This window comes from Qipengyuania rhodophyticola, assembly GCF_042493225.1.
GTDB lineage: Bacteria > Pseudomonadota > Alphaproteobacteria > Sphingomonadales > Sphingomonadaceae > Erythrobacter.
The window spans coordinates 123,108-146,978 of sequence record NZ_CP170454.1 but is presented as its reverse complement, the minus strand read 5'-3'; the positions used below and the strand labels follow the sequence as shown (position 1 = coordinate 146,978).

At 56.0% G+C, this 23,871-nt stretch carries 22 protein-coding genes; 13 read left to right on the top strand and 9 right to left on the bottom strand.

Annotated features, from left to right (window positions below; genetic code table 11):
* Positions 1 to 4: 4 nt before the first annotated feature.
* A complete protein-coding gene (gene tig / locus ACFCXQ_RS00780) occupies positions 5 to 1,597 on the top strand; it encodes a trigger factor (RefSeq protein WP_379552134.1) in 1,593 nt (530 codons plus the stop codon).
* A 20-nt stretch (positions 1,598 to 1,617) separates the two neighbouring features.
* On the opposite strand, the gene ACFCXQ_RS00775 is transcribed toward tig, so the two are convergent.
* Both ACFCXQ_RS00775 and ACFCXQ_RS00770 read right to left on the bottom strand, forming a co-directional pair.
* Entirely contained in the window at positions 1,618 to 3,141 is a 1,524-nt protein-coding gene (locus ACFCXQ_RS00775) for an amidase (protein ID WP_379552132.1), read from the bottom strand.
* Between the two features lie 52 nt (positions 3,142 to 3,193).
* Positions 3,194 to 5,311 carry a TonB-dependent receptor plug domain-containing protein gene (locus ACFCXQ_RS00770; protein WP_379552130.1) on the bottom strand — a complete coding sequence of 706 codons (2,118 nt, stop codon included), beginning with the start codon at positions 5,309 to 5,311 and terminating at the stop codon, positions 3,194 to 3,196.
* Positions 5,312 to 5,561: 250 nt separating this feature from the next.
* Here ACFCXQ_RS00770 and ACFCXQ_RS00765 point away from each other — a divergent pair, with 250 nt between their 5' ends.
* The 6 genes from ACFCXQ_RS00765 (at position 5,562) to ACFCXQ_RS00740 (ending at position 14,029) form a co-directional block, all read left to right on the top strand.
* Positions 5,562 to 7,268, top strand: a complete 1,707-nt coding sequence (locus tag ACFCXQ_RS00765) for a methyl-accepting chemotaxis protein (RefSeq protein ID WP_379552128.1) — start codon at positions 5,562 to 5,564, stop codon at positions 7,266 to 7,268.
* A 221-nt stretch (positions 7,269 to 7,489) separates the two neighbouring features.
* On the top strand, positions 7,490 to 8,188 hold the full coding sequence (locus tag ACFCXQ_RS00760) for an ATP-dependent Clp protease proteolytic subunit (protein ID WP_379552126.1): 699 nt from the start codon (positions 7,490 to 7,492) through the stop codon (positions 8,186 to 8,188).
* A gap of 213 nt (positions 8,189 to 8,401) precedes the next feature.
* On the top strand, positions 8,402 to 9,673 hold the full coding sequence (gene clpX, locus ACFCXQ_RS00755; protein ID WP_379552124.1) for an ATP-dependent Clp protease ATP-binding subunit ClpX: 1,272 nt from the start codon (positions 8,402 to 8,404) through the stop codon (positions 9,671 to 9,673).
* 3 nt (positions 9,674 to 9,676) lie between these two features.
* On the top strand, positions 9,677 to 10,021 hold the full coding sequence (locus ACFCXQ_RS00750; protein WP_379552123.1) for a hypothetical protein: 345 nt from the start codon (positions 9,677 to 9,679) through the stop codon (positions 10,019 to 10,021).
* 31 nt (positions 10,022 to 10,052) lie between these two features.
* Positions 10,053 to 10,478, top strand: a complete 426-nt coding sequence (locus ACFCXQ_RS00745; RefSeq protein ID WP_379552121.1) for an Lrp/AsnC family transcriptional regulator — start codon at positions 10,053 to 10,055, stop codon at positions 10,476 to 10,478.
* A 272-nt stretch (positions 10,479 to 10,750) separates the two neighbouring features.
* The gene (locus ACFCXQ_RS00740) at positions 10,751 to 14,029 is read left to right on the top strand and encodes a TonB-dependent receptor domain-containing protein (RefSeq protein ID WP_379552120.1); all 3,279 of its coding nucleotides are present in this window, start codon (positions 10,751 to 10,753) and stop codon (positions 14,027 to 14,029) included.
* A gap of 185 nt (positions 14,030 to 14,214) precedes the next feature.
* Here ACFCXQ_RS00740 and ACFCXQ_RS00735 read toward each other — a convergent pair whose 3' ends face one another.
* The 5 genes from ACFCXQ_RS00735 to mtgA all read right to left on the bottom strand — a co-directional run bounded on the left by ACFCXQ_RS00735 (position 14,215) and on the right by mtgA (position 17,839).
* Positions 14,215 to 14,781, bottom strand: a complete 567-nt coding sequence (locus ACFCXQ_RS00735) for a fasciclin domain-containing protein (protein WP_379552119.1) — start codon at positions 14,779 to 14,781, stop codon at positions 14,215 to 14,217.
* Between the two features lie 133 nt (positions 14,782 to 14,914).
* Positions 14,915 to 15,646 carry an anti-sigma factor gene (locus ACFCXQ_RS00730; protein ID WP_379552117.1) on the bottom strand — a complete coding sequence of 244 codons (732 nt, stop codon included), beginning with the start codon at positions 15,644 to 15,646 and terminating at the stop codon, positions 14,915 to 14,917.
* A complete protein-coding gene (locus ACFCXQ_RS00725; RefSeq protein ID WP_379552115.1) occupies positions 15,643 to 16,212 on the bottom strand; it encodes a sigma-70 family RNA polymerase sigma factor in 570 nt (189 codons plus the stop codon). The genes ACFCXQ_RS00730 and ACFCXQ_RS00725 overlap by 4 nt, the downstream gene beginning before the upstream one ends.
* A complete protein-coding gene (locus ACFCXQ_RS00720) occupies positions 16,212 to 17,162 on the bottom strand; it encodes a cation diffusion facilitator family transporter (RefSeq protein WP_379552113.1) in 951 nt (316 codons plus the stop codon). The genes ACFCXQ_RS00725 and ACFCXQ_RS00720 overlap by 1 nt, the downstream gene beginning before the upstream one ends.
* A gap of 5 nt (positions 17,163 to 17,167) precedes the next feature.
* A complete protein-coding gene (gene mtgA / locus ACFCXQ_RS00715) occupies positions 17,168 to 17,839 on the bottom strand; it encodes a monofunctional biosynthetic peptidoglycan transglycosylase (RefSeq protein ID WP_379552111.1) in 672 nt (223 codons plus the stop codon).
* Between the two features lie 15 nt (positions 17,840 to 17,854).
* Between mtgA and ACFCXQ_RS00710 the strand changes: the two genes are divergently transcribed.
* Together ACFCXQ_RS00710 and ACFCXQ_RS00705 are read left to right on the top strand one after the other, a co-directional pair.
* A complete protein-coding gene (locus ACFCXQ_RS00710) occupies positions 17,855 to 18,541 on the top strand; it encodes a hypothetical protein (protein ID WP_379552109.1) in 687 nt (228 codons plus the stop codon).
* Between the two features lie 79 nt (positions 18,542 to 18,620).
* Entirely contained in the window at positions 18,621 to 19,091 is a 471-nt protein-coding gene (locus ACFCXQ_RS00705; protein WP_379552107.1) for a hypothetical protein, read from the top strand.
* A gap of 62 nt (positions 19,092 to 19,153) precedes the next feature.
* Here ACFCXQ_RS00705 and rpoH read toward each other — a convergent pair whose 3' ends face one another.
* Together rpoH and ACFCXQ_RS00695 are read right to left on the bottom strand one after the other, a co-directional pair.
* Positions 19,154 to 20,059: an RNA polymerase sigma factor RpoH gene (rpoH, locus tag ACFCXQ_RS00700; protein ID WP_379552105.1), complete on the bottom strand. Its 906-nt coding sequence runs from the start codon at positions 20,057 to 20,059 to the stop codon at positions 19,154 to 19,156.
* A gap of 123 nt (positions 20,060 to 20,182) precedes the next feature.
* Positions 20,183 to 21,139 (bottom strand): RluA family pseudouridine synthase, encoded by a 957-nt coding sequence (locus ACFCXQ_RS00695; RefSeq protein WP_379552103.1) that lies wholly within the window; start codon positions 21,137 to 21,139, stop codon positions 20,183 to 20,185.
* A 5-nt stretch (positions 21,140 to 21,144) separates the two neighbouring features.
* Here ACFCXQ_RS00695 and ACFCXQ_RS00690 point away from each other — a divergent pair, with 5 nt between their 5' ends.
* The 4 genes from ACFCXQ_RS00690 (at position 21,145) to aqpZ (ending at position 23,815) form a co-directional block, all read left to right on the top strand.
* On the top strand, positions 21,145 to 21,540 hold the full coding sequence (locus ACFCXQ_RS00690) for a Mov34/MPN/PAD-1 family protein (RefSeq protein ID WP_379552101.1): 396 nt from the start codon (positions 21,145 to 21,147) through the stop codon (positions 21,538 to 21,540).
* 62 nt (positions 21,541 to 21,602) lie between these two features.
* Complete coding sequence (locus ACFCXQ_RS00685) at positions 21,603 to 22,265, top strand: histidine phosphotransferase family protein (protein ID WP_379552099.1); 663 nt, start codon at positions 21,603 to 21,605, stop codon at positions 22,263 to 22,265.
* Between the two features lie 2 nt (positions 22,266 to 22,267).
* The gene (locus ACFCXQ_RS00680; protein WP_379552097.1) at positions 22,268 to 23,002 is read left to right on the top strand and encodes an N-acetylmuramoyl-L-alanine amidase; all 735 of its coding nucleotides are present in this window, start codon (positions 22,268 to 22,270) and stop codon (positions 23,000 to 23,002) included.
* A gap of 114 nt (positions 23,003 to 23,116) precedes the next feature.
* Positions 23,117 to 23,815, top strand: coding sequence for an aquaporin Z (gene aqpZ, locus ACFCXQ_RS00675; protein ID WP_379552095.1), 699 nt, complete (start codon positions 23,117 to 23,119; stop codon positions 23,813 to 23,815).
* Positions 23,816 to 23,871 lie beyond the last annotated feature (56 nt).

The following is a 23,871-nucleotide window of genomic DNA, read 5'->3' as shown; positions in this document are numbered from 1 at the left end:
ACCCATGCAAATCAAGGAAACGACCAATAAGGGTTTGAAGCGCGCCTATCAGGTGACGATCCCCGCGAGCGACATTGCTGCACGCATTGATGCGGAGATTAAGAAGGTTGCCCCGCAAGTGCGTATGCCTGGTTTCCGCCCCGGTAAAGTTCCTGCGAATCTCGTTCGCAAAATGCATGGCGAGCAAATCCATGCGCAGACTGTGAATGATGTTCTGCGCGAATCGGTCGACAAAGTGATGACCGACAATGAGCTGCGTCCTGCGATGCAACCCAAGGTTGATCTCAAGGAAGGCTATGAAGAAGGCAAGGACGCTGAGCTTAGCGTTGAGCTGGAAGTACTGCCCGAAGTCACCGCGCCAGATACGGATGGGCTCAAGCTGGAGCGTCTGACTGTTCCAGTGAGCGATGCGCAGGTTGACGAAGCAGTTGAACGGATCGCTGGCCAGAACAAAGCCTATAAGGATGCGCCCAAGACTAAGAAGGCAGCGGACGGCGATCAACTGATCATTGACTTCGTTGGCCGTCAGGACGGCGTGGAGTTCGAAGGCGGCAAGGCTGAAGACGCGCCTCTGGTAATCGGTTCAGGCCAGTTTATTCCGGGATTTGAAGAGCAGCTGACCGGCGCAAAGACGGGCGATGAAAAGACCATCACCGTGACTTTCCCAGAAGATTATCCGGCGGAAAACCTCAAGGGTAAAGATGCTGAGTTCGACATCACTGTCAAGCAAGTGAAGGTTGAGACAGAGACCAAGATTGACGAAGATTTCGCCAAGACACTGGGCCTCGACAGCCTCGACAAATTGAAAGAGCTGCTGCGCGGCCAGCTGGAGCAAGAGACATCAGGCCTCACCCGCACCCAGATGAAGCGTGCTCTGCTTGATCAGCTTGCTGGCGATCATGACTTTGACGTTCCTGAGGGCATGGTCGATGCGGAATTTGACCAGATTTGGACGCAGCTTCAGCAAGAAGCAGCACAATCCGATGATCCAGAAGCGACAATGAAAGAGATCGAAGCTGAGAAGGATGACTACCGCGACATCGCCGTGCGCCGTGTGCGTCTCGGTTTGCTGCTTTCTGAAATCGGTCAGGCCAATAACGTCGAAGTGACGCAGCAAGAGATGTCGATGCTGATCCAGCAAGCGGCACAGCAATACCGCGAGGAAGATCGCGAGCGCTTCATGCAATATGTTCAGCAAGAGCCAATGGCTGCTGCTCAATTGCGCGCGCCGCTTTACGAAGACAAGGTTGTCGACTTCCTGTTCGAGAAGGCTGAAATCACTGACCGCGAAGTGACGCGCGAAGAGCTGGAAGCAGCAATTGAGGCGGAAGAAGACGAAGCGGCCAAAAAGAAGCCCGCTAAGAAGAAAGCTCCGGCTAAGAAGGCGGCTGCGAAAAAGGCTCCGGCTAAGAAGGCACCAGCTAAGAAAGCTGCGGCTAAGAAGGACGAAGCCAAGAAAGCTCCGGCCAAGAAGACCGCTGCTAAGAAAGCGCCTGCAAAAAAGGCTCCGGCGAAGAAAGCTGCGGCCAAGCCAGCTGCGAAAAAGGCACCAGCCAAAAAGCCAGCTGCCAAGAAGGCGCCAGCTAAGAAGAAGTAATCAGGAACGCTGGCGGAGCATCACTGCTGCGCTGGTTTCCACCGTTCAAATGAAGGCGTGGGCAGCTCAGCTGTCCGCGCCTTTTCATATGCAGCGCCCACTTTCAGCACGTCGTGATCGGCCCATTTTGCGCCGAAAAAACTGACGCCCACCGGCAGGCTCTCAATATGTCCCATTGGCACGGTGAGGTGCGGATAGCCTGCAATTGCAGCAGGTGAGCCGAACCCGATAGAGCCGTTAAAGCTGTCACCATTCACCAGATCGCTGACCCATGCAGGCCCTCGTGTCGGCGCGACGAGAAAGCTCACCTCGTGCTTGGCTAGCAGCATGTCGAGCGTTTCCTTACCTGCAATGTGTACCGCATTTTCACGCGCTTTTTCATAAGCTTCACGGTCGGTCGTCATTTCGGCAGTCTGGAAAATCCCTTGCCCGAACCAGCGCATCTGCGCTTCAGCATTGGCCTCATTAAACGCGATGAGGTCAGCTAGGCTGCGCGGTGTTTCTCCGCCCTCAATTTCCGGGATCGAACTCAGATACTTGCCCATTTCCTCGCGCAGTTCAAAGAGCAGCACGGTGAAGCTATCGCCAAACATCTGCGTGTTGATCTCATGCTCAACATCGACCAGCACCGCGCCGGCCCGCTCCATATCGGCCAGCGCCTCTTCGAAGACCTCTCGTAAATCGTCGCGATTACCGATCTGATTACGCATCACACCAATCCGTACGCCTTCAAGTGAAGCCTCAGCCAGCCCGGCGGCGTAGTTTTGCGGGCGATTAGGCACCGTCAGCGTCACTGCGTCCGCCTCATCCTCTCCGGCCAGCGCGGCTAGCAGCATTGCGGCGTCAGTCACGGTGCGTGTCATTGGTCCAGCGGTATCCTGCGTGCTCGAAATCGGCACGACATGCGTGCGGCTGATCACGCCAACGCTTGGCTTGAAGCCAACCACACCATTAATGCTAGCTGGGCAGGTGATCGAGCCATTGGTTTCTGTGCCAATCGCGGCCCAGGCAAAGCCTGCCGCAACGGCCGCGCCGCTGCCCGAGGATGATCCGCAGCTATTGCGGTCGGTCGCGTGAGGGTTTCGGGTTAGCCCGCCCACCGCGCTCCAGCCACTGGTGGAATCGTTGTCGCGAATGTTGGCCCATTCGGAGAGGTTGGTCTTGCCTAACACTACGCCGCCTGCCCCGCGTAGATTGGCAATCATCGGCGCGTCCCGGCGCGTCATATTGTCTTTGAGGGCGAGGCTGCCCGCAGTCGTCGGGAATTCGCGCGTTTCGATATTGTCTTTGACCAGCACTGTGCGCCCGCCAAGCGGCAGACCTGCTTGCTCCGCTTCGCGTGCTGCGGCTGGTGCGTCCGGATTATAGACTATGACGGCATTTAGTTGCGCGCCTGAATCGTCCTCAATCTTAATCCTGGATATCTGTTCCATCGCGGCTGTTTCGGCGGGCCCCAGTGATCCAGCCTTGATCTGTATTTGAGGCTGCGCGCAAGCAGGGGCCGCGGCGAGGATCAGGGCGAGCGATGTGAGAGATCTGTTCATCCCCGTACTCTGCCAGTCAGCGCTAGCAAATCAAGTTGGCAAATTTGTGGATCTAGAAGTTGCCGCTTACATCCAGACGAAAGATCGGACCGATCCGACGGTTGCGATCCTCGATGAAAACGATTGGTGCGGTGTTGCGGGGACCATCAAATACTGTCCGATCTAGCCGGACGCGAGCACCGAGCAAATTGCCCACTGTCCCTCGGACTGTAAGACCGGCGATATCCTTGTGCTCGATAAAAAGGTTGGCAAAGGTTGGGCCTGCAAACCCCCGACTGACTTCCTCGAGACGAAATTCGCGGCGGTCACGCTCATATTCCAAACTCGCGCCGTATGCGAAATTGCTGCCGGGGATATCGTGGCGATAGTCAATCTCCACTTCGCGATCCACGCCGCCGGAAAAGTCACGCAAATCCCCGGTCAATGCATCGCGAATTTCGCCCTCTTCATACTCGAGCCGAACATCAAGCTGGCCGCCTTGTATACCAATCTGGCCAAGCAGAAGCGTCGTTGTCCACTCAATCTCGGTCCGCCGCGCATTCGGAATATTGCCGCGCCCTTCGCCGCCGCCAGCGAGCGGTATCTGGTCAATCACGTCCTCGATCCAGCGCTGCTCAAGCATCAGTGTGGTGGAACCCCAAGGCCCGAGTGTTTTGTTTATCTCAAGCGAGGTTTCCCATGTTTGGGCAGGCACCAGTTCGTTATTGCCGGCATTGGCATTCTCATCATCGAGGAAAACCCGCGATAGAAAATCACCGAACGACAATTGCCCAACGCGGCGTTCTGCGGCGAGTACGATGTCAAACCCAGCTCCGTTTGACCAAGCGAGCGAAACTGACCCCTTTGGGCGGGCAAAGCTGCGGTTGTTGGCGGCGCTGCCGGTTTGTTTCAGCGTTGAAAACTCATAGGCGCCGGTTGCTTGCAGGCTCAGCCTTCCGGTCAATTGCTTGCTGACGCTCAGCGCTGTCTCATAGCGATCTTCACTAACGCCCCCGGTACCTTCTGGAAAATCGATCACATTTACTGCGCCGCCTGCGCCGAGCTCAAACAAACCAGAGACGCGGTCTAGGCGATTAAACGCAGCCTCACCCGAGGCTTGCCACTCTGCGCCCATCAGCGGGAAATTGTATTCGGCTCTGCCAATCCGCTCGCCGGATTTGTCAAGCTGTGTGAAGCGACTGCCGTCCACACTGATTTGCGGATCATCAAAGGTTGCGGTGACTTGCTGGCTGAAGTCTTCTTCCTCAAATGTCTCGACACCAATCAATTTGAGCTGTCCGGCGCCTATCGGGATGGTCAGATCGCCGCTGATCTCATACTCAATCCCATCTTCGGCAGTGCGTATCACTCGCAAGTTCGGGTCGATTAGCGGGCCGGAAAGGCTCTCATTCTCGCGGCGGTCGAAATAGGTCCGGCCATATGAAAGGTTCAACGTCGCCGTTATGTCATTGCCAAAATCATAGCCCAAGTTGGCGGACAGGGTGGGGTTGTCGAACGCGCCAGTAAATACCGTATCCTCAGTCTGGATCAGCGCGCCGGCCGCATCAGTGATGAGCGTAGGCCCTTCTGCACCAAAGCGATTGTTTTCATTGGCAAGCGCGACTGTGAAGGTGAGGTCGCCTGTCGTTCCCGCGACGGATATCTCACCGCCATACCATTCCGGATCAACGGCAGTGTCGCGCAGACGAGCTTTCCAGCTAAAAGTGCCCGATATTCCGGCTAGGTCGACTATGACATTGGCAACCTGCCCAGTCAGTCCTGGCAAATCAAGACTGGTTCCATCGACGATTTCGATCCGTACAACATCGCCCGCTGGGATGCGTTCCAACTGGTCGCGTACGCTGTCGGATTTGCTGGAGAGCCGCTCGCCATTCACGAGCACGTTCTGATTGGCTTGGCCCAGACCACGTCCGCCGCCGCCACCACCGCCCGAGATGGAAAAGCCAGGTAAGCGATCAACCATATCCAGCGCGTTACGAGGCACAAATTGATCGAAATAGGCGGGTTCAAATACCCTGCCACGCGGTGTTTGATCTTGGGCGGGAGTTTGCGCGTTCTCGGTTTGCGCTGCGCCATTGCCGCCGGATGACGCGTCTTGCGCCAATGCGGGCGAGACGATGCTGAGCAATCCCATGGCCGCTGCGGTCGCTGTAAGATGCTTAAGGCTCACGCAATACTCATTATTCTGCAAGATGTTCTGCGCTCTAGCTCGAGAGACTCTCTTGCCCATATGCTATCGACCGGTGGGTGTTGCAATCCGATCAAGTGCTTGGTGCGCCATGATGGGCCAAGCGCGTGGCAGCCGCTCTCTGGACGAGCAGAGTTAACGCGGCCTTATCTATTTCCTCGTAGGCCATCACCAGACTTGGAAAACGTTGGGTTAACGACCCTCCATTGATGTGTGGTTGATAGGTAGTGATATGACCAAGGTTTGGGATATGCTGGGCGGCGCTGCTCAATGGATTTCGCGCGGTTCAATCAGCAGTCAGATGGACAGAATTTTCGCTATGCTGATCGCAATTTTTGCGATCTTCGGCCTAGTTGCAGCGATTGGACTGGTTCGTGTCGAGCAACGCGCAGCGGCCCTTTCTGAATTAACGAACGTCGCGTTTGTCACCGCTAGCATGAACCAGAGTGTTGCGGCGGCCAAAGACAATATGGGGGCATATCGCGCACGCAATTATGATCCGGCTCTGATTGCGCTTTCGATCGAGTCAGCGCGCCGTGCATCGACTCTCAACGAACAACTTCGGTCATCTGTCGCATTGGCGGCGCCAAACTATCTGCCAACTGTTGATGCGCTCAACACCCAGCTTGCAGGTGTCGAACTCAGCTTGATCGAGGTGCGCGACGCGCCGCTTGATATCGTTGAGGAAGAGGCGTTCCTCGGACCCAAATACGATCAAATCGACGCTGCGATCGCCAATATCGTGACCATTCGCGAAGATGTCGCGACCCGCGTTGAAGAAACATCTGGCCGTGCGCGAGGCTGGATCCAAACACTCATTGGCGCCATGGTTGCCTTGATGCTGGTAGCTGTAGGCGTAATCTTCTTTGGCAAAAGATTGGTCGCGCGGCAAATCGTTCAGCCAATCGAAGAGATTAGCGAGATTAGTGAGCGGATTGCCGCTGGCGAGACTGAGTTGGACATTCCCGGCGCATACCGAAATGATGAAATCGGGACGATGGCTAACGCCCTGACAATCCTGCGCGAAAAGCAGGAAGAGACAGCCAACACAATGCGGTCTGAACTGGACATCCAAAGGGAGCGGGCCGGCAAGATTGACTTGCTCCAGGGGATAGCGGAGACCTTTGAGAAGACGATTGGCGATGTTGCCAATGAAATTGCAAGCGCTTCGAACCAAATGCATAGCGCTGCTGGGCAACTTGCCGGTAGCGCTGATCAGACCTCTGATCACATGGCCAAAGCCTCCGAAGAGCTGCGCGATGCATCAGCAACTATCACGGGCGCGGCTGCGGCAAGTGACGAATTTGCAATGTCGATACGCGAGATTAGCCAGCAGGCGGCGTCTTCAGCAATGCGGGCACGTAATGCCAGCGAGGCGGCAAGCGAAGTTGATGGCACAATCTCCACTATGACCGGGTCAGCTGACAAGATCAGCGAAGTGGTCGAAATGATTTCGCAAATTGCGCAGCGAACCAATTTGCTGGCGCTGAATGCGTCAATTGAAGCGGCTCGCGGTGGCGAGGCTGGACGAGGCTTCGCGGTGGTGGCATCTGAGGTCAAGGAGTTAGCAGCGGAGACGGGCAAGGCCACGCAAGAGGTCGAGCAGTTGATCAACGACATGCAAAGCGCGACCAATACCAGCGCTGAGGCACTACGTACTGTTGCGCAGGAAGTCGTCGAACTTGAGCAGACCTCTGTCGCAATCGCAGCAGCCGTCGATCAACAATCGATTTCTGGCGATGATCTGGCGCAAAGCATCGGTTTGGTGGCTGGCGGAACAGAAAACGTGAGCGCAAATATTGATGACGTCAGCGAGATGTCAGATTCGGTCGGTAAAACGGCTGGACAAGTGCTCGAGTCCTCCACGCATTTGCAGACCCAGTCAGAACGCCTGCGCTCGCATGTCGCCGACTTCCTCAAGAACGTTCGCGCCGCATGATAGATCTGCGTGTGCTAGGCACGCGCTCCAGGGACACGCCAAACTGGTTCCTGAGTGCGGGCATTTTCGACGAAGCAGATCTGTGCTCAAAAGCCGCGTGAATATGTGCAAATTAACCTCGTCTGATACGAGGTCTGACCATAAGCGATGTTAAACCCCTTGAATTGCGCCACGCGATCGCGACATAGTGCGCGCTGATTATACACCAAAAGGATATTTGCATGATCGATCTGTTCGGCGGCGACGCTCATGGGGCGCAGGGCCAGTTTACGCGTGACCCTCTAACGGGCGCTCTTGTGCCTGTTGTTGTTGAGCAGACCAGCCGCGGCGAGCGTAGCTTCGATATCTTCTCGCGCCTCTTGCGTGAGCGGATCGTATTTGTCTCCGGACAAGTGGAAGATGGCATGGCGTCCATCATCACGGCGCAGTTGCTGTTCCTAGAAAGCGAAAATCCCTCGAAACCGATTTCGATGTATATCAATTCACCGGGCGGCGTTGTGACGGCTGGCATGGCCATCCATGACACGATGCAATATATCAAGCCGCGCGTTTCTACACTGTGCATGGGCCAGGCGGCGAGCATGGGCAGTTTCTTGCTTGCGGCAGGCGAGCCGGGCATGCGGGTCGCGCTGCCCAATGCGCGCATCATGGTGCACCAGCCATCGGGCGGTGCGCGCGGCATGGCCTCTGACATTGAAATTCAGGCTAATGAGATCCTGCGCATTAAGAAGCGTATGAACGACCTTTACGTCAAATATACCGGCAAGAGCCTCAAAGAGATCGAAAAGGCGATGGACCGCGATACCTTCTTGGAAGCGGACGAGGCGCTCAAATTCGGTCTTGTTGACAAAGTCTTTGAGACGCGCCCTGAGAATGAAGACAGCGAAGATGACGAAGGCAGCGGCGGCGCGCCAAGCTGATTTACTTAAAGAGCGCGCTGCGTCCCAGAACTGGGCGCTGCGCGCATTCGATGTAGTATTTTGGCAACCTTGCCGCTTCAGTTTACGGCAAGGTGGTTGCACTAGCGTAGATTTTGACGGAAACCCTCAGCAACAGGCTAGTGTGCGAGTCGGTGAGCATGTTATTGCTTAAGACCGCGGCGCGATGGCGAAGTTGGGGGTGAGCATTAGGAAATGACCAAGTTGAGCGGAACCGACAGTAAATCCACCCTCTATTGCAGCTTTTGCGGCAAGTCTCAGCATGAGGTGCGCAAGCTCATCGCCGGACCAACCGTGTTCATTTGTGATGAATGCGTCGAGCTGTGCAATGACATCATCCGCGAAGAAACCAAAGCGGGCGTAGTTGGCCGCAAAGAGGGCGAAGTACCGACCCCTCGCGAGATTTTCGAAACACTTAATGATTATGTGATTGGCCAGAACAGCGCCAAACGCAATCTGTCTGTCGCGGTCCATAACCACTACAAGCGCCTGAAACACTCAGGGAAAGCCGGTGAAGTTGAGTTGGCGAAATCGAACATCCTCCTGGTGGGGCCAACAGGCACTGGTAAGACACTGCTCGCACAAACGCTGGCGCGGACCTTTGATGTGCCCTTCACCATGGCCGATGCGACAACACTGACCGAGGCGGGCTATGTCGGCGAAGATGTCGAGAACATTATCCTCAAATTGCTGCAATCCTCCGATTACAATGTCGAGAAAGCGCAGCACGGTATCGTCTATATTGACGAGATCGACAAGATCACGCGCAAGGCCGAAAACCCCTCAATAACCCGCGACGTATCGGGTGAGGGCGTTCAGCAAGCGCTGCTAAAACTGATGGAAGGCACAACCGCTTCTGTGCCACCGCAAGGCGGGCGTAAGCACCCTCAGCAAGAATTCCTGCAAGTCGACACGACGAACATTCTGTTCATTTGTGGCGGCGCTTTTGCAGGCCTTGACAAGATTATTTCTGACCGCCTGCAAAAGGGCTCAATCGGGTTCGGCGCGCATGTCGCCGACCCTGACAAACGCAAGATTGGCGAATTGCTTGAAAAGGGTGAGCCGGAGGATCTGCTAAAATTCGGCCTCATTCCGGAATTTGTCGGGCGTCTGCCGGTTATCGCGACGCTGCATGATCTCGATGTGGATGCGCTGATCACGATCCTGACGGAGCCGAAAAATGCTCTGGTGAAACAGTATAGCAAGCTGTTTGAGCTGGAAGATGTCGAGCTTACTTTCAAGGATGATGCGCTCAAAGTGATCGCGGAAAAAGCGATTGCCCGTAAAACCGGCGCGCGAGGCCTGCGTTCTATTGTTGAGGGCATCCTGCTCGATACGATGTTCGATCTGCCTGATCTGGAAGGCGTGACCGAGATCGTGATCGACAAGGATGTGGCCGAGGGCAACAAAGACCCTATCCAAGTGGTCGAGACTAAGAAGCGCGGCAAGAAGGAAGAGGCTGCTTAAACCATGAGCGCAGCTGCCTCCTTGAGCGTGGCTGTTCTCACCATCTTCGCGCTCCTGATTTCTGCATATTGGACCAACCGGCGCTTCGCCAATTTTGAGAAGCTGCCCAGGCAATATGGCATCACCGGCGAGCCAACTGCATTTGCTTCGCGCAAGGCTATGGCATGGGGTGTTCCGCTGTTTCTGATTGCGACGCTCGGCGTTATTGCTGCTTCCAAACTACTGTTCTCTTCAGGGGGCGTTGGCGGAGGCGACTGGGCAAATTTGGCCCTGTCCAGTGCGGTAATGCTTGCTGCGCAGAGCTTGATCCTCTGGCTTCATGTGCGCTGGGCGGGCAGGCGGCAGTGATTTACCAGCCGCAAGAAAGATATGTGGTGCGTTGGACCATCTTGATCGCCAATTACTGAACTTGCTTAAGCAGGATGCACGCGTGCCGATCGCTAGCCTTGCGGCGTCGGTTGGCGTTTCGCGGGCGACGGTGCGGGCGCGGATAGAGCGGCTCCATGCTGAAGGGGTGATTGCGCGCTTTACGGTCGAACTTGGCCCCAGCGCGCGCAGCGCGGCAATCCGGGCAATCATTCACATCGAAGTGCACGGCACGAATACCGACGACGTGACCCGCAAGCTAATTCGGCTCGACGATATAGATGTTGTTCATTCGACCAATGGCCGGTGGGATCTTGTGGCGCAAATCGAATGCGGAAATCTGAAACGTTTTGATGACACCTTGCGCATGGTTCGCTTGATTGACGGAATAACAAAAACCGAAAGCAGCCTGCTACTATCATCGCATTATCAAACCTGATTGTCGTTTGGCTATCGGCAAGCACCCAACATCCCTCATCTCTCGCTCGGCCACTCTCACCCAATGGCTGTTGTGCGATTCTTGACCCGCTGATGAGAGTGTTCTGCACTTATCAGATATGTTGCAAAAAAGGCACAAATATGCCGATTTGATAAGAATTACCGCCCAATATGGTCAAAACGGCTTATCCAAATGGTATGTTTGGTCCTTGCTCCCTTTGCTGCACTGCGGCATAGACATAATTCAACTTATAGGGTCACGGGGACTTATTCATGATTACACAACGTCGCACCTCACGCGCAATTTTGCTACTCGCCGCAAGCTCATTGCCATTTGCCGCACAAGCACAAGCTCAAGATCAGGCAGCTAGCGGTGTAGACGCCACTGAGGATGAAGTGATTGTCGTGACTGGTTCGCGCATCGCGCGCGACCCCAACATTGGCTCGCCTGCGCCGATTACATCAATCACTGCTGAGACGCTGACCGAGGGCGGCTCAAGCGATGTTGTTGAGACACTGCGCGAAGTGCCTGCGCTGTCGACCTCGACATCTGCAGCTGGCTCGATTGACGGCGTATTCTCGCAGGCCGTTGGCCAGTCCATTTTGAACTTGCGCGGCCTCGGCGCAGGACGGACCTTGGTTCTCGTCAATGGTCGCCGCCATGTCTCCGGTGTTGCGGGTGCGCAAATTGTCGACATCAACTCAATCCCAACCGCGCTGATTGAAAGCGTTGAAACCATTACTGGCGGTGCATCAGCGGTTTACGGCGCGGACGCTGTGACCGGCGTGGTGAACTTCCAACTGAAAGATGACTTCGAGGGCGTCGAGGCCAACGTTCAAACGGGTATCTCAAGCCAAGGTGATGCCTGGCGGATCAATGGCGATCTGACCTGGGGCACCAATTTTGCTGACGGCCGCGGCAACATCACCATCAGCGGTGAATATGCGCGCAATGACGAAATCCTCTTCGGCGATCGTTCGTTCAGCCGAGACAATGGCCTCTTTGATGACCAAGGCAACCCAGCTCTGCGTTTTCAAACGGGCGAGATTGACGCGACGAACACACCCAACTTTTTCGCGAACAACATCATTGGGGATTTGATTCCAACGGATAACCTTGGATTTACACCAACAGCGGCGGAGCAGGCGCTAATAGCCCGGGCTTCAGCGGCGCCTAGTCGTTTGATTGCCGATGACCCGCGCTTCTCGCTGTCGTCCGCAGGCGGTGTTGTTGCACCGGGTAACATCGGCCCAAGCGATGGTCCCGATATCAACGGCAACGGCATCGCAGACTGCCTGGAATCTGCCGTAGGCCTCAACAGCACATTCAACCCTGGCGCTTTCGGTCTTGCAGGCGGCTGTGCGGTGATCAATGCTGATGGCTCTCTAGCGGTCTATCAGGACGGCCTCATTACTGGCCTGTTCAACCAGTTTGGCGGGGACGGTATTCCGAACAATTTCGACAGCAACTCGCTCATCCCCGAGACTGAGCGTTGGTCTGTGAACGTGAATGCGAAATATGAGTTTTCTGACGCAGCGGAACTGTTCTTTGAAGGTAAGTATGTCTCGAACAGCGCCGAGTTCCAAGCGCAGCCGAACACCTTCTATGACCTTCTGACAATCCGCTCGGATAATCCATTTATCACGCCGGAGCTGCAGAATTTCGTCGAGCCATTGTTCTTTGGCAACGGCACTGATGAAGGTTTCTACATCACGCGCGACCCGGCTGATCTTGGTCCAAACCGTGACCGTAACGAGTTCGAGACTTGGCGTTTTGTCGGCGGTGTTCGCGGTGAAATGACCGATCATTTGCGGTATGAGCTTTCCGCAAATTACGGTAAATTTAATCAGACCTCGCTTAACAACAACCGGGTCATTTTGGACCGTTTTTATGCGGCGATTGATGTGACCACAGATGCAGGGGGTAACCCAATCTGCCGCTCTGATATCGATCCGACGGCTCCGGCGACAACGCCGTTTGGTATTCCTGCAGGCGATCCAGGGTTTTTCTCTTTTAACCCCGGTGATGGCAGCTGCCAGCCTGCTAATATCCTTGGCGGTGTAGGCGCGATCAGCCAGGCGGCGATTGACTTTATCACAACGACAACCGTCAACGAGTTCGAGCTGGAGCAGTTCGTCATCAATGGGCTCTTGATAGGCGATACCGGCGCATTTTTTGATCTGCCCGGCGGTGCGATTGATTATGTGCTCGGGTTTGAGTTCCGCAAGGAGAAGAGTACGTCGACCTTTGACCCGCTGGTTCGCGGTGTTGTTCCGGTCTCGACACCAGACGCCAATGCGGGCGATTTGCTGCGTGATTTGCCTAATGCGCAAAACTCTCTGGTATTCGACCCTGCATCGGTGATCGACAATGCAGGCGGTGAATTCGATGTGTTCGAATTTTTCGGAGAGGTTCGTCTGCCAATTCTGACCGACGTACCATTCGCGAGACTCCTCGAATTGAACGGCGCGGCACGGTATGCAGATTACTCGACAATCGGCAAAGCGTTCACCTGGAACGTGAACGGCATCTGGGCGCCGGTCGAGGACATCTTGTTCCGCGCGACATACTCCGAGGCTGTCCGCGCTCCAAATGTGAACGAGCTGTTCAATCCGGCACAGGGCAACTTCTTCCGTCCTGTCGATCCATGCGATGCTTCCGAGCTTGCTAACGGGCCGGATCAAGCTCTGCGCCAAGCGAACTGCACCGCATTCTTTGCCGGTATCGGTTTTGACCCGACCTTTGGCACAGGAACGTACAGCTATGTAGATCCTTTGACTGCGCGCTTCTCAGGCTCGGTCAGTGGTAATCCAGATTTGTCGGAAGAGACCGCGACAACCTGGACCGTAGGTACGCAAATCACGCCGAGCTTCCTGCCCGGATTAATGCTGAGTGTCGATTACTATAACATTGAAATCGAAGATGCGATTGCGACAGTTAGCGCGCAGGACATCGTCGACAATTGTGTCGATAGTTCAAGCATCGACAACCAGTTCTGCCCACTCATTGATCGCAACCCTGCGAATGGCGGCTTTACGTTCTTGCGCCAAGTTAACTTGAACTTCGCGCGTCTCGAAACAGCCGGTGTTGAGGCATCGCTGCGGTATCGCTTCGATTTGGGCGATCATGGCTTCACTCTGTCAGGTGCGGGTACTTGGGTGGATAAGCTGAACCGCTTCTTCGATCCATCCGATCTCACCAATATCGATCCCGAACTCGGCGAAATTCAGCGTCCTGAATGGGCTGGCAATGCCTCGCTCACATGGGATTGGGATCGCCTCAGCGTGACGTGGTCCACCACCTACTTCGGTGAGCAAGCGCTGCGTGCGGTTGAGATTGAAGATATCGGCACGGTCTTCAGTGAAGAAAATGGGACCGTGGGCGATACGTTCACGCACGACATCTCGTTCAACTTCGATCTGACGGATCAATACGGGATTTATGGCGGTGTGAATAACATCTTCAATGAGAACCCATTTGTGACCGAACAAGCTTACCCAGTAAGCCCGGTTGGCACATTCTTCTTCTTGGGTGCGCGAGCTAGTTTCTAAGCAGGCTTTTAGGCCGGCTTCTAAACTATCCATAGCAAGCACATGAAAAGCCCCGCCTGACCATATGGTCGGGCGGGGCTTTGATGGTTCAGCGCGCCTGAGAGTGGGGGTGGTGGCAGAGCGCTGATCCCATCATGTGGCGCGGCCTTTGGAGGTGTGGGGGCCGCGCCAACCTTGTAAAAACATCAGCCGGGTAGAAATACGCCGTCTGTCACGTGGATCACGCCGTTTGAAGTCTTCACATCGGCTTGCACCACTGTGGCCGAGCGGCCAGCGCCGTCGGTGACAACAACATTGCCATCAACAAGGCGCGCTTCAAGAACACCGCCAGCAAGAGTACCAATGCGCGCAACGCCGCCGCCGGTGCTGATGTATTCGAGAATCTTCTCAGCAGTGATGTTCCCGCCCACTACATGGTAAGTCAGGATTCCGGTGAGTGTTTCCTTGTTTTCTGGCTTTACCAGTGTTTCGACTGTGCCAGCAGGCAGAGCCGCAAAAGCGTCATCCGTCGGAGCGAAGACCGTGAAAGGGCCGCCAGTTGAGAGTGTTTCGCCCAAGTCCGCGGCAGTCACTGCAGCCACGAGCGTGTTGTGAACGCCAGTACTCTGTGCAGTTTCAACAATATTGGGCTGCTCTTTGGCCATTTTCTTATGGTCATGAGCGGAAGCTGGAACTGCGGTTATTGCGGCGAAGCCCGCCATTGAAGCGGCCGAGATAAAGACTGCGGCTTTGAGTGATTTTGAAAAAGGCATCGTATTCTCCTATGTCACGCTAGGCCCCGTCCTGCCTTGCATGATCAGTTACGATGGCTGGGCAAACATGGATGCACAGCTGCTAAAATTTTCGGTTAGATTGTTGCGAAACCCGCCGGATTAGACCCCCAGGCTACACAGCCTGCAATTGCCCCTCGGCAACAACTGGGCCGGCGTCCACGCCTTCAGGCTTGCCGCCCAGTGGCTCGCGCGTCAGCAGCAGCTCCGAGCCATCGCGGAACATCGCGGCGACTTCTGGCGTGATGGCCACCTTGCGCTCCTCACCGGGGATTACGACGCCAAGCGATTGCAGCGGGCCCTCCCCAGGTACCAGCCATAGTTCGTGATCATGCACACCGTCTGCAGTGAGGCCGCTGGCCGAGATCAGCAGCTCTTCCTGACCGGGCAGATATGTCACTGCCAGCCGCAGGTCAGTGTTCGCGATCGGCACAGAGGCCACCAGCGGAGCCTGCGCAGGTGGCTCAATCATCTGCACCTCAGCTGGCGAAAGCACCACAATGCTCAGCGCGGCAATCGCCGCAGTCGCAGCAGCGGTAGTCGCAATCTGCCAAGAGCGCACACGCTGTTTGAGCGTGATGACTTCGGCGGTCTCTCCACCACTAACACCGATCTCAGCGTGGACGCGAGCGAGCAAATCCTCCGGCGGCAGTGCGGCGGGCACAGAGTCAATCATCGGCGCAAGACGTGCCTGCCACTGCTCCACTTGACCTGCAAATACCGGCTCACGAGCAATGCGCCCGCGCACCATCAGCAATTCTTCGCCTTCGAGCAGGCCCAGCGCATATTCGGCTGCGAGCACATCGTCAGGGCGCTGATCGTCAGTCATAGTGGTATCGTCGCTCATGATGCACCCTCCAGACAAGCGCGGAGATTTTGCAGTCCCCGCCTAATCCAGCTTTTCATCGTGCCAAGCGGGACATCCGCGCGCTCGGCGAGTTCAGCATAAGTGCGCCCTTCGAAAAAGGCGGTGCGGATGTTTTCGCGCTGATTACCTTGCAGGGCTTCGATACAGTGATGGATGCGCTCGCTGCGTTCGCCGTCGATCAGCATGGCTTCGGCGAGGGGGGCATCGTCTGCCAGTTCCATCGCCTCATCCACGGGCACCGCGCCGCGCCGCACTTTGCCGGTACGCAGGCGGTCTATCGCTCGGTTGCGCGCGAACGTGGCCAGCCAGCTAATTGGGCTGGCTCGCTCGGGATCAAACCGATCCGCGCGCTTCCAAAGTGATACGTAAACGTCCTGCAATGCGTCCTCTGCTTCCTTAGGGTCGTTTAAGATACGCAGGCAGATGCCGAATAGTTTCGCGGAAGTGGAACGATAAATTTGATCGAGTGCGGCCTGATCGCCCTCGCCAAGCCGCAGTATCGCGGCGCTCAGCTCCGCCCTCGCTACGGCATTGGTATCAGCCATCAGCAGCCCCCTCCGCATCCTTCAGTTTGCTCGATCTGAATTGTTGAATGGCCAATCCGGTGCTCGTGTTCAAGCACGCTGTTGATTTTCGCGAGAAAATCGTCGCCGGGATGGCCGTCAGGCATAACCAGATGCGCCGATAACGCAGTTTCCGTCGTGCTCATCGGCCAAATATGCAGATCATCGACGCTTTCCACACCGGGTAGCGCCGCGAGATAATCGCGCACCGCCTCCTGTGAAATGCCCTCTGGCACCGCGAGCAGCCCCATTTTGAGGCTGTCTTTCGCTAATCGCCATGTGCCCCATGTGATGACTGCTACGATTATCAGGCTCACCGCTGGGTCAATCCAGCTTTGCCCGGTGAAGATAATCGCGACCCCTGCAACTACCACGCCGAGGCTGACCAGTGCATCGGCCGCCATATGCAGGAATGCGCCGTGAATGTTGAGGTCATCTTGCCGCCCGCGCAGGAAGAGCAGGGCAGTGATAGTATTGATGACGATGCCAATACTGGCGACGATGACCATGGTCATACCCTCAACCGGAGTAGGCTCCGCGATGCGTTGGAATGTCTCAAACAAGATCGCGCCGATTGCCACCAGCAACAAGGCGGCATTGGTCAGCGCAGCGAGGATGGTCGAGCTCTTGTAGCCATAGGTGAAACGCTCGGTCGCCGGTTTCTTCGCAGCGATGGCGGCGACCCACGCGACGATCAGCGCGAGCACATCGGACAGATTATGGCCAGCATCCGCGATCAGCGCCATCGATCCTGACATCCATCCAGCCGCCGCCTCAACCACAACGAAGCCGGTGTTGAGAATGATACCGATCAGAAAGGCGTGGCCGAAATCCGCCGGGGCGTGCGAGTGGCCATGGTGAGACGCGAAATGGGAGTGGCTGTGCGGGCCGCTGCGCTCATGATGATTGTTATGTGTGTGTCCGAAACCCATCGCCATCAGTTATAGACGCAGGCATCGAGACCGTCACGCCCTACCACGTTAATCCGAGCAGAGAGCGTGTTGCCATAGCGGCGCAGCCATCCGCTCGGGTTCGCGACTTCGCGCTTTTTCGGTAATGGCAGGGCGGCTGCCATGCGTGCGGCCTCAAGTCGAGTGAGCGAGTTGGCGGGTTTGTTGTAATATCGCTGTGCACCGGCCTCTGCGCCGTAAGTGCCGATGCCGGTTTCCGCGACATTAAGGTACACCTCCATAATGCGGCGCTTGCCCCAGATCTTCTCGATCAGGACGGTGAACCACGCCTCGAATCCCTTGCGGACATAACCGCCACCTTGCCACAAGAACACGTTCTTAGCGGTTTGCTGGCTGATGGTGGAGCCGCCCCGGATACGGCCACCTTTGGCGTTGTTTTCAATCGCTTTTTCAATGGCCTCCTGATCAAATCCCTCATGCGTGCAGAATTTGGAATCCTCCGATGCGATGACCGCGCGCACCATATTGCGGTCAATGTCGGCCAGTGGCTCCCAGTCCTTGGTTATGGAGTTTTCATCCATCAGCATGGTTGCGGTGACGGGTACGGGCACGAATTTGAAAAGCAGCACAAGGATGAGCGAGAGGCCGACAAACCCGACAATTAGCTTGAATAGAAAACGGGTGGCGGTGCGGATCATGGGCAGGAGATAGCATTGACGTGCCAGAGCGCAATTGACCTCTTGTTGCTCTTCGCACAGTTGCGACGCATGATTATCGTGATCGAAGGTATCAGTGCAGCGGGTAAGACCACATACGCGCGCCAGTTTGGTGACGGGCGCTGGTTACCCGAAATGCCGGTCAAGGCTGAGCGACCCCGCAATGATGCTCCACTAGCTGACCATGCGCATTTCTGGGCCAAGCATAACATTGCGCGGTTTCAGAAAGCGCTCGAGATCGAGCGGCAGCAAGGCTTTGTTATTTGCGATACGGATCCGATGAAGATCCACTATGCCTGGTGCATGGAGCGCGCAGGCTTTTACTGGCCGGATAAGTTTGAAGTGGCGCAGCCGCTGGTGCGACAGGCGATTGCAGAACGCCGGATCGGTTTCGCAGATCTATATCTCGTCAAGAAAATTGAGCCCGATGTAGTCCGCCAACAGAAAGAGAACGACCTGACCCGCAGGCGCGGGAATTTCGAAGAACACCTAGCGCTGCAACCGCATCTGATGGATTGGTTTGTCGCTATGTCGGAGGTGATGTCGGGGCAGGTGGAAATCTGTGCGGAATTTCCCGACCACCAAGCCCTTTCGTCTAAGCTGGAAAGCAAAACGCCGGAGGAAAACCCCCGGCGCTTCGATGTTTCTGTGTTTGACGCTGTGGTTGAGCGCTTGCCGAATTAATGCTTTGAAGTCGGACCCTTGTGAGAACCGGTCTGGGCTCAGGCCCAAAACTGATCTGGAAGTTGGGAAGGTGACGAAAATGCTGAAGGTTTTTCCATTGAGCCAGCTCTCCGGAGCACTGAACAAAAGCCCTGATGTCCTTAGGTGTTCGGATCAACTCGAAGGCGAAGCCTACCAGAGTGTACGCGAGGAGGATGGCGAGTACTTTAGCGCCTACTACACTTTCTGCGATGGCGTTTTGGAAGTCAGTTGTGATCGGGACTGGAATATTCGCGCGATCTTCGTGGATCCGGGCCGTAGCAAAGGCTTTGAGGTCCAGATCCCGGAATGCCCCATGTCTATTTCGAGAACGTTGGCTCGAGAAAAATTTGGAAATCCTGAGCAATCCAGTGAAGCGTCAACCCATGAAATCCTAGGCTATATCCCTCCCTCGGACCGATTTAAATTGGTCGGAGCGGGCTGCTTGATGCATTTAGGCTATTCTCAGGATTATTCCTGCGTCGAAAAGCTGACTCTGATGCCACTGGATTGGCAACCGGGCGAAACGTAAGAGAAAAGCCGGACGCTTTCGCGCCCGGCCCTGCAAAATTTAGACTGTGTAGCAACTTGCTTTTACGCCGCCCCGGGGAGCAAACGCTCTCCAGCAATCGCTTTCATCGCTTTTTGCAGCTTTTCAAACGCGCGCACTTCGATCTGGCGGATGCGCTCGCGGCTCACTTCGTAAACTTGCGAGAGCTCTTCCAAAGTTTGCGGATTTTCCGTCAGGCGGCGCTCAGTCAGAATGTGCTTCTCGCGATCATTGAGGCTATCCATCGCCTCGACCAGCATGTCGTGACGGACTTCTTTCTCTTCCGCATCAGCGACGGTTTCGTCCTGCAGCGGGCGATCATCGGTCAGCCAGTCGAGCCATTCGCCCGCGCCTTCCTCGCCATTGCGCATTTGCGTATTGAGCGAGCCATCGCCGCCCATCATCATGCGCCGGTTCATATTGACCACTTCCTGCTCCGGAACGCCCAGATCAGTCGCGATCTTAGTCACGTCATCAGGGTGCAGGTCAGAATCCTCATAGGCATCGAGGTTTTTCTTCATGCGGCGCAGGTTGAAGAACAGTTTCTTCTGCGCGGCGGTGGTGCCCATTTTCACGAGGCTCCACGAACGCAGGATATACTCCTGAATGCTCGCCTTGATCCACCACATGGCGTATGTCGCAAGGCGGAAACCGCGATCGGGCTCAAACTTCTTTACGCCTTGCATCAGGCCAACGTTGCCTTCCGAAATAAGATCGGAGACGGGGAGGCCATAGCCGCGATATCCCATCGCGATCTTGGCCACGAGCCGCAAATGGCTAGTCACGAGCTGTGATGCAGCTTCGCCGTCCTCATGCTCGGCATAGCGCTTTGCGAGCATATATTCCTGCTCGGGCTTCAGCATGGGGAATTTCTTGATTTCCGAAAGATAGCGGTTGAGGCTTTGCTCTCCGCCGAGCGTCGGAACGCTCAATGCTTTTGCTTTGGTCACGTTATTCCTAACCTTTCTAGCGTCGACCTCGGTTGCTCAGACCCCTGATGGGCATCCGGGCTTTTGGGCCACGGGGTTACATATAGACACAATTTTGGCGCTTTGCAGTGCCTTTCATCGATATCAACGTACGGTTTCGTCGATTAGTTCCCGCATATCACCGGGTAAATCAGCTGAAATGCGTAGTTTCTCGCCGGTCGCAGGGTGGGTAAAGCCCAATTCTGCCGCATGAAGCGCTTGGCGCTTGAAATTCAACGACTTAAGCACTTCTGAAAGCGCCTTCGGCGTACGTCCATATGTCTGATCTCCTAATAGCGGATGGCCAATTGACGCACAGTGAACGCGCACCTGATGCGTTCGTCCAGTTTCGAGACGACATTCAATTAAAGAACAGTGATTTAAGCGTTTTTTGAGCGCGTAGTGCGTGATCGCATGCTTGCCCCGCGTCGAATCGGGGCGGAGAACTGCCATTTTCTTGCGATCGCGGTCGCTGCGGCCAATTCGCCCCGCGATTCGCCCTTCAGCGGGGTTGGGGTGCCCAGCGCAAATCGCCAGATAGCGGCGGTGGATCGAATGGTCGGCAAATTGCGCGGCGAGCCCTTCATGCGCGAGGTCGGTTTTGGCGATCACGAGCAGGCCCGAGGTGTCCTTGTCGATCCGGTGGACGATGCCGGGTCGCTCGATGCCGTTGATCCCGGAGAGCTCCCCCTTGCAGTGGTGCAACAGCGCGTTGACCAGCGTACCGTCCTGATTGCCTGCCGCTGGGTGTACGACCATGCCAGCGGGCTTATTGACGATCACCAGATGCTCGTCCTCAAAGGCAATATCGAGCGGGATATCTTGCGGCTGGAGGTCCAGCGGTTTCGTCGGCGGCAGGATGATGCGAAAGGCCTCGCCTTCGCTCGCTTTTGCACTGGGTGAGCTGACCGGCTCGCCAGCAAGCGACACCGCACCTTCGCCAATCAGCGCCTTGATCCGCTCGCGCGACAGCCCGCTTGCCTCGGCCAGCCCCTTGTCCAGCCGTCCGCTGCCGGTGAGCGTTCCTTCAATGACATTGTGATCAGCCACGGCTAAGCTCATGCGCGATGACGATCGAGGTGACAAGCGCAGTGATTGAGCGGCTGCTAACGGAAGCAGCGCAAGCGCACCCGCACGAATGCTGCGGTATTTTGTTGGGTGACGATACGGCGATCACCATCCTCCAACCCGCAAAGAACGTTCATCCCAAGCCGGAAACACATTTTGAGATCGATCCCCAGGCGCTTGTGGATGCGCACCGCGCGGCTCGAGATGGCGGGCCGGCGATAATGGGCTATTATCATTCGCATCCCAATGGGTTGGCGCACCCGTCCTCCACAGATATGGAAATGTCCGTAAGTGACGGATCTATCTGGGCAATTGTGGCGACACGCGATGTGACGTTCTGGCGGTCGGTGGAACAGGGATTTGTACCGCTTCCCTATAGCGTTTCGGCTCGCTAAGACATCGCCAAGGTGAGATTGGGTCGTGCTTGCCAGTCGGTAAATTAGGACTTGGAAGATAAATGAGTATCGATAATTCGTCTGTAGATCTCGCTGCGATGCTGTGCTCGCGCCTATGCCATGACATGCTTTCGCCTGTTGGCGCGATGTCAAATGGGCTGGAACTGATGGCGACCGAGACTGATCCGGACATGCGGCAAAACTGCGTGGAGCTGCTTGAGCAAAGCGCGACGATCAGCACCAATAAGCTCAAATTCTTCCGTCTCGCTTTTGGTGCTGCTGGCGGGTTTGGAGAGCGGGTTCCGGTCGAAGAACCCAAGGAACTGATTGACGCACTGGCATCGGACAAGCCGAATATCGAGATAAATTGGGCACTGGCGGAAAATTCCATGTCCAAGCCGGCGGTCAAAGTGATGCTCAATTTCGCGCAGATTGCTCTGGATACGCTGGTGCGCGGCGGCACTTTGGATGTCGGCGCTGAGATCCGCGACGGCGCAACTGAGCTGGTTGTGCGGGCGAGCGGTGATAAGATTGCCTTTGATGAGGTGATCGGAGCGGCGCTCAGCGGCACGCTCGACAAATCAGAGCTCAGCAGCCGCACTGCAGCGGCGCATATGCTGTTCCTTCTTGCGGAGCAGGCCGGTGGCGGTTTGCAATATGCGCTGACCGACGAGGCGCTGGTCCTAGGCGCCGTTATGCCAGAGCCGGAGGGAATGATCGGTTGAGCATGACGGGTGATGGTGCGACGCCGCAGCATCACCGCGGCGAATTGGTCCACCGCGAGCAATTTTCGCCTAATCAGAATGAGCGAAAACTGCCCATCTCCATGCTGGTGGTGCATTACACCGAACTAGAAAGCCAGGCGGTCTCGATTGAGCGCCTGTGCGACCCAGAGGCACAGGTTTCCGCGCATTACATCATCAGCCGTGAGGGTGAGGTTGTTCGTCTTGTACCTGAGGCAAAGCGGGCCTGGCATGCGGGCAAATCGCTCTGGCGGGGTGTCACGGACGTGAACTCTGCCAGCATCGGGATTGAGCTTGACCATCCCGGCCATGCGCTTGGCTATGGCCCGTTTCCGGATGCACAGATTGATGCACTGCTCCCACTGATCGCGGCAATCGTGAAAGATTATGATATTCCCCGTGCCAATGTCGTGGCGCATTCCGATATCGCGCCAGCGCGCAAAATTGACCCGGGCGAGCTATTCCCATGGGAGCGACTGGCCGAGCTTGGCCTGTGCTTAGGCACACCGAAAATCGCGCTGGGAGATCCGTTTGACAATGACGGCGCGTTTTATCTCGCGCTGGAGCGCTATGGCTATGACATCACCGATGGCCGTAAGGCGGTAGAGGCCTTTCAGCGGCGCTGGCGCCCGCGCCAGATTGATGGCGAGATTGACGGTGAAATCCGCGCGATCCTGTTTCAATTACTGCTTGATCGGGACGCAGGCCGGACCCGTTAAGGTTTGTTAACTCTCTTGAGTTTTCCCCATTGAGGATTGCCTCGCTGGGGATTTTGCTCCCTAATGATTCGCTCAAAGGTGCGTTAAACCACCTGCAAGTTAGGAGGGACTGCTATGATGCGTAAACTGTCTGCCGAATTGATCGGCACATTCTGGTTAGTGTTCGGAGGGTGCGGTTCTGCGGTTCTCGCAGCAGCCTTCCCAGAATTGGGTATTGGCTTTGTCGGTGTTTCGATGGCCTTTGGTTTGACCGTACTAACGATGGCTTATGCCGTTGGCGGCATTTCTGGCGGCCACTTTAACCCTGCTGTATCGCTTGGCCTCGCCGTTGGTGGACGCTTCTCATGGGGTGAGCTTATCCCCTATTGGATCGCTCAGCTTGTGGGCGCGTTTATCGCGGCTGGCTGTTTGTTTGTCATCGCATCGGGCGTTGATGGATGGACCCCAGGCGGCTTTGCGTCGAACGGCTTCGGCGAGCTCTCGCCAGGCGGCTTCTCAATGCAGGCTGCATTGCTGATTGAGGTTATCCTGACAGCCGTGTTTCTGATCGTCATTCTCGGTTCGACCTCATCGCGGGTCCCCGCAGGATTTGCGCCGATCGCGATTGGTCTGGCGCTTACGCTGATCCACTTGATTTCGATCCCGGTGACCAACACCTCGGTCAATCCGGCACGCTCAACCAGCGTAGCGTTTTATGCCGAAACTGGTGCAACGGGCCAGCTGTGGCTGTTCTGGGTTGCTCCGCTAATCGGTGCGGCACTGGGCGCGATCATTTATCGCTTCCTGCTGACCGATGAGGCGGAGAGCGAGTAAGCTCTTAAATCAAGTCAGTTTGAACAATATTGGCGGGCGGCTTCCTTTACGAAGTC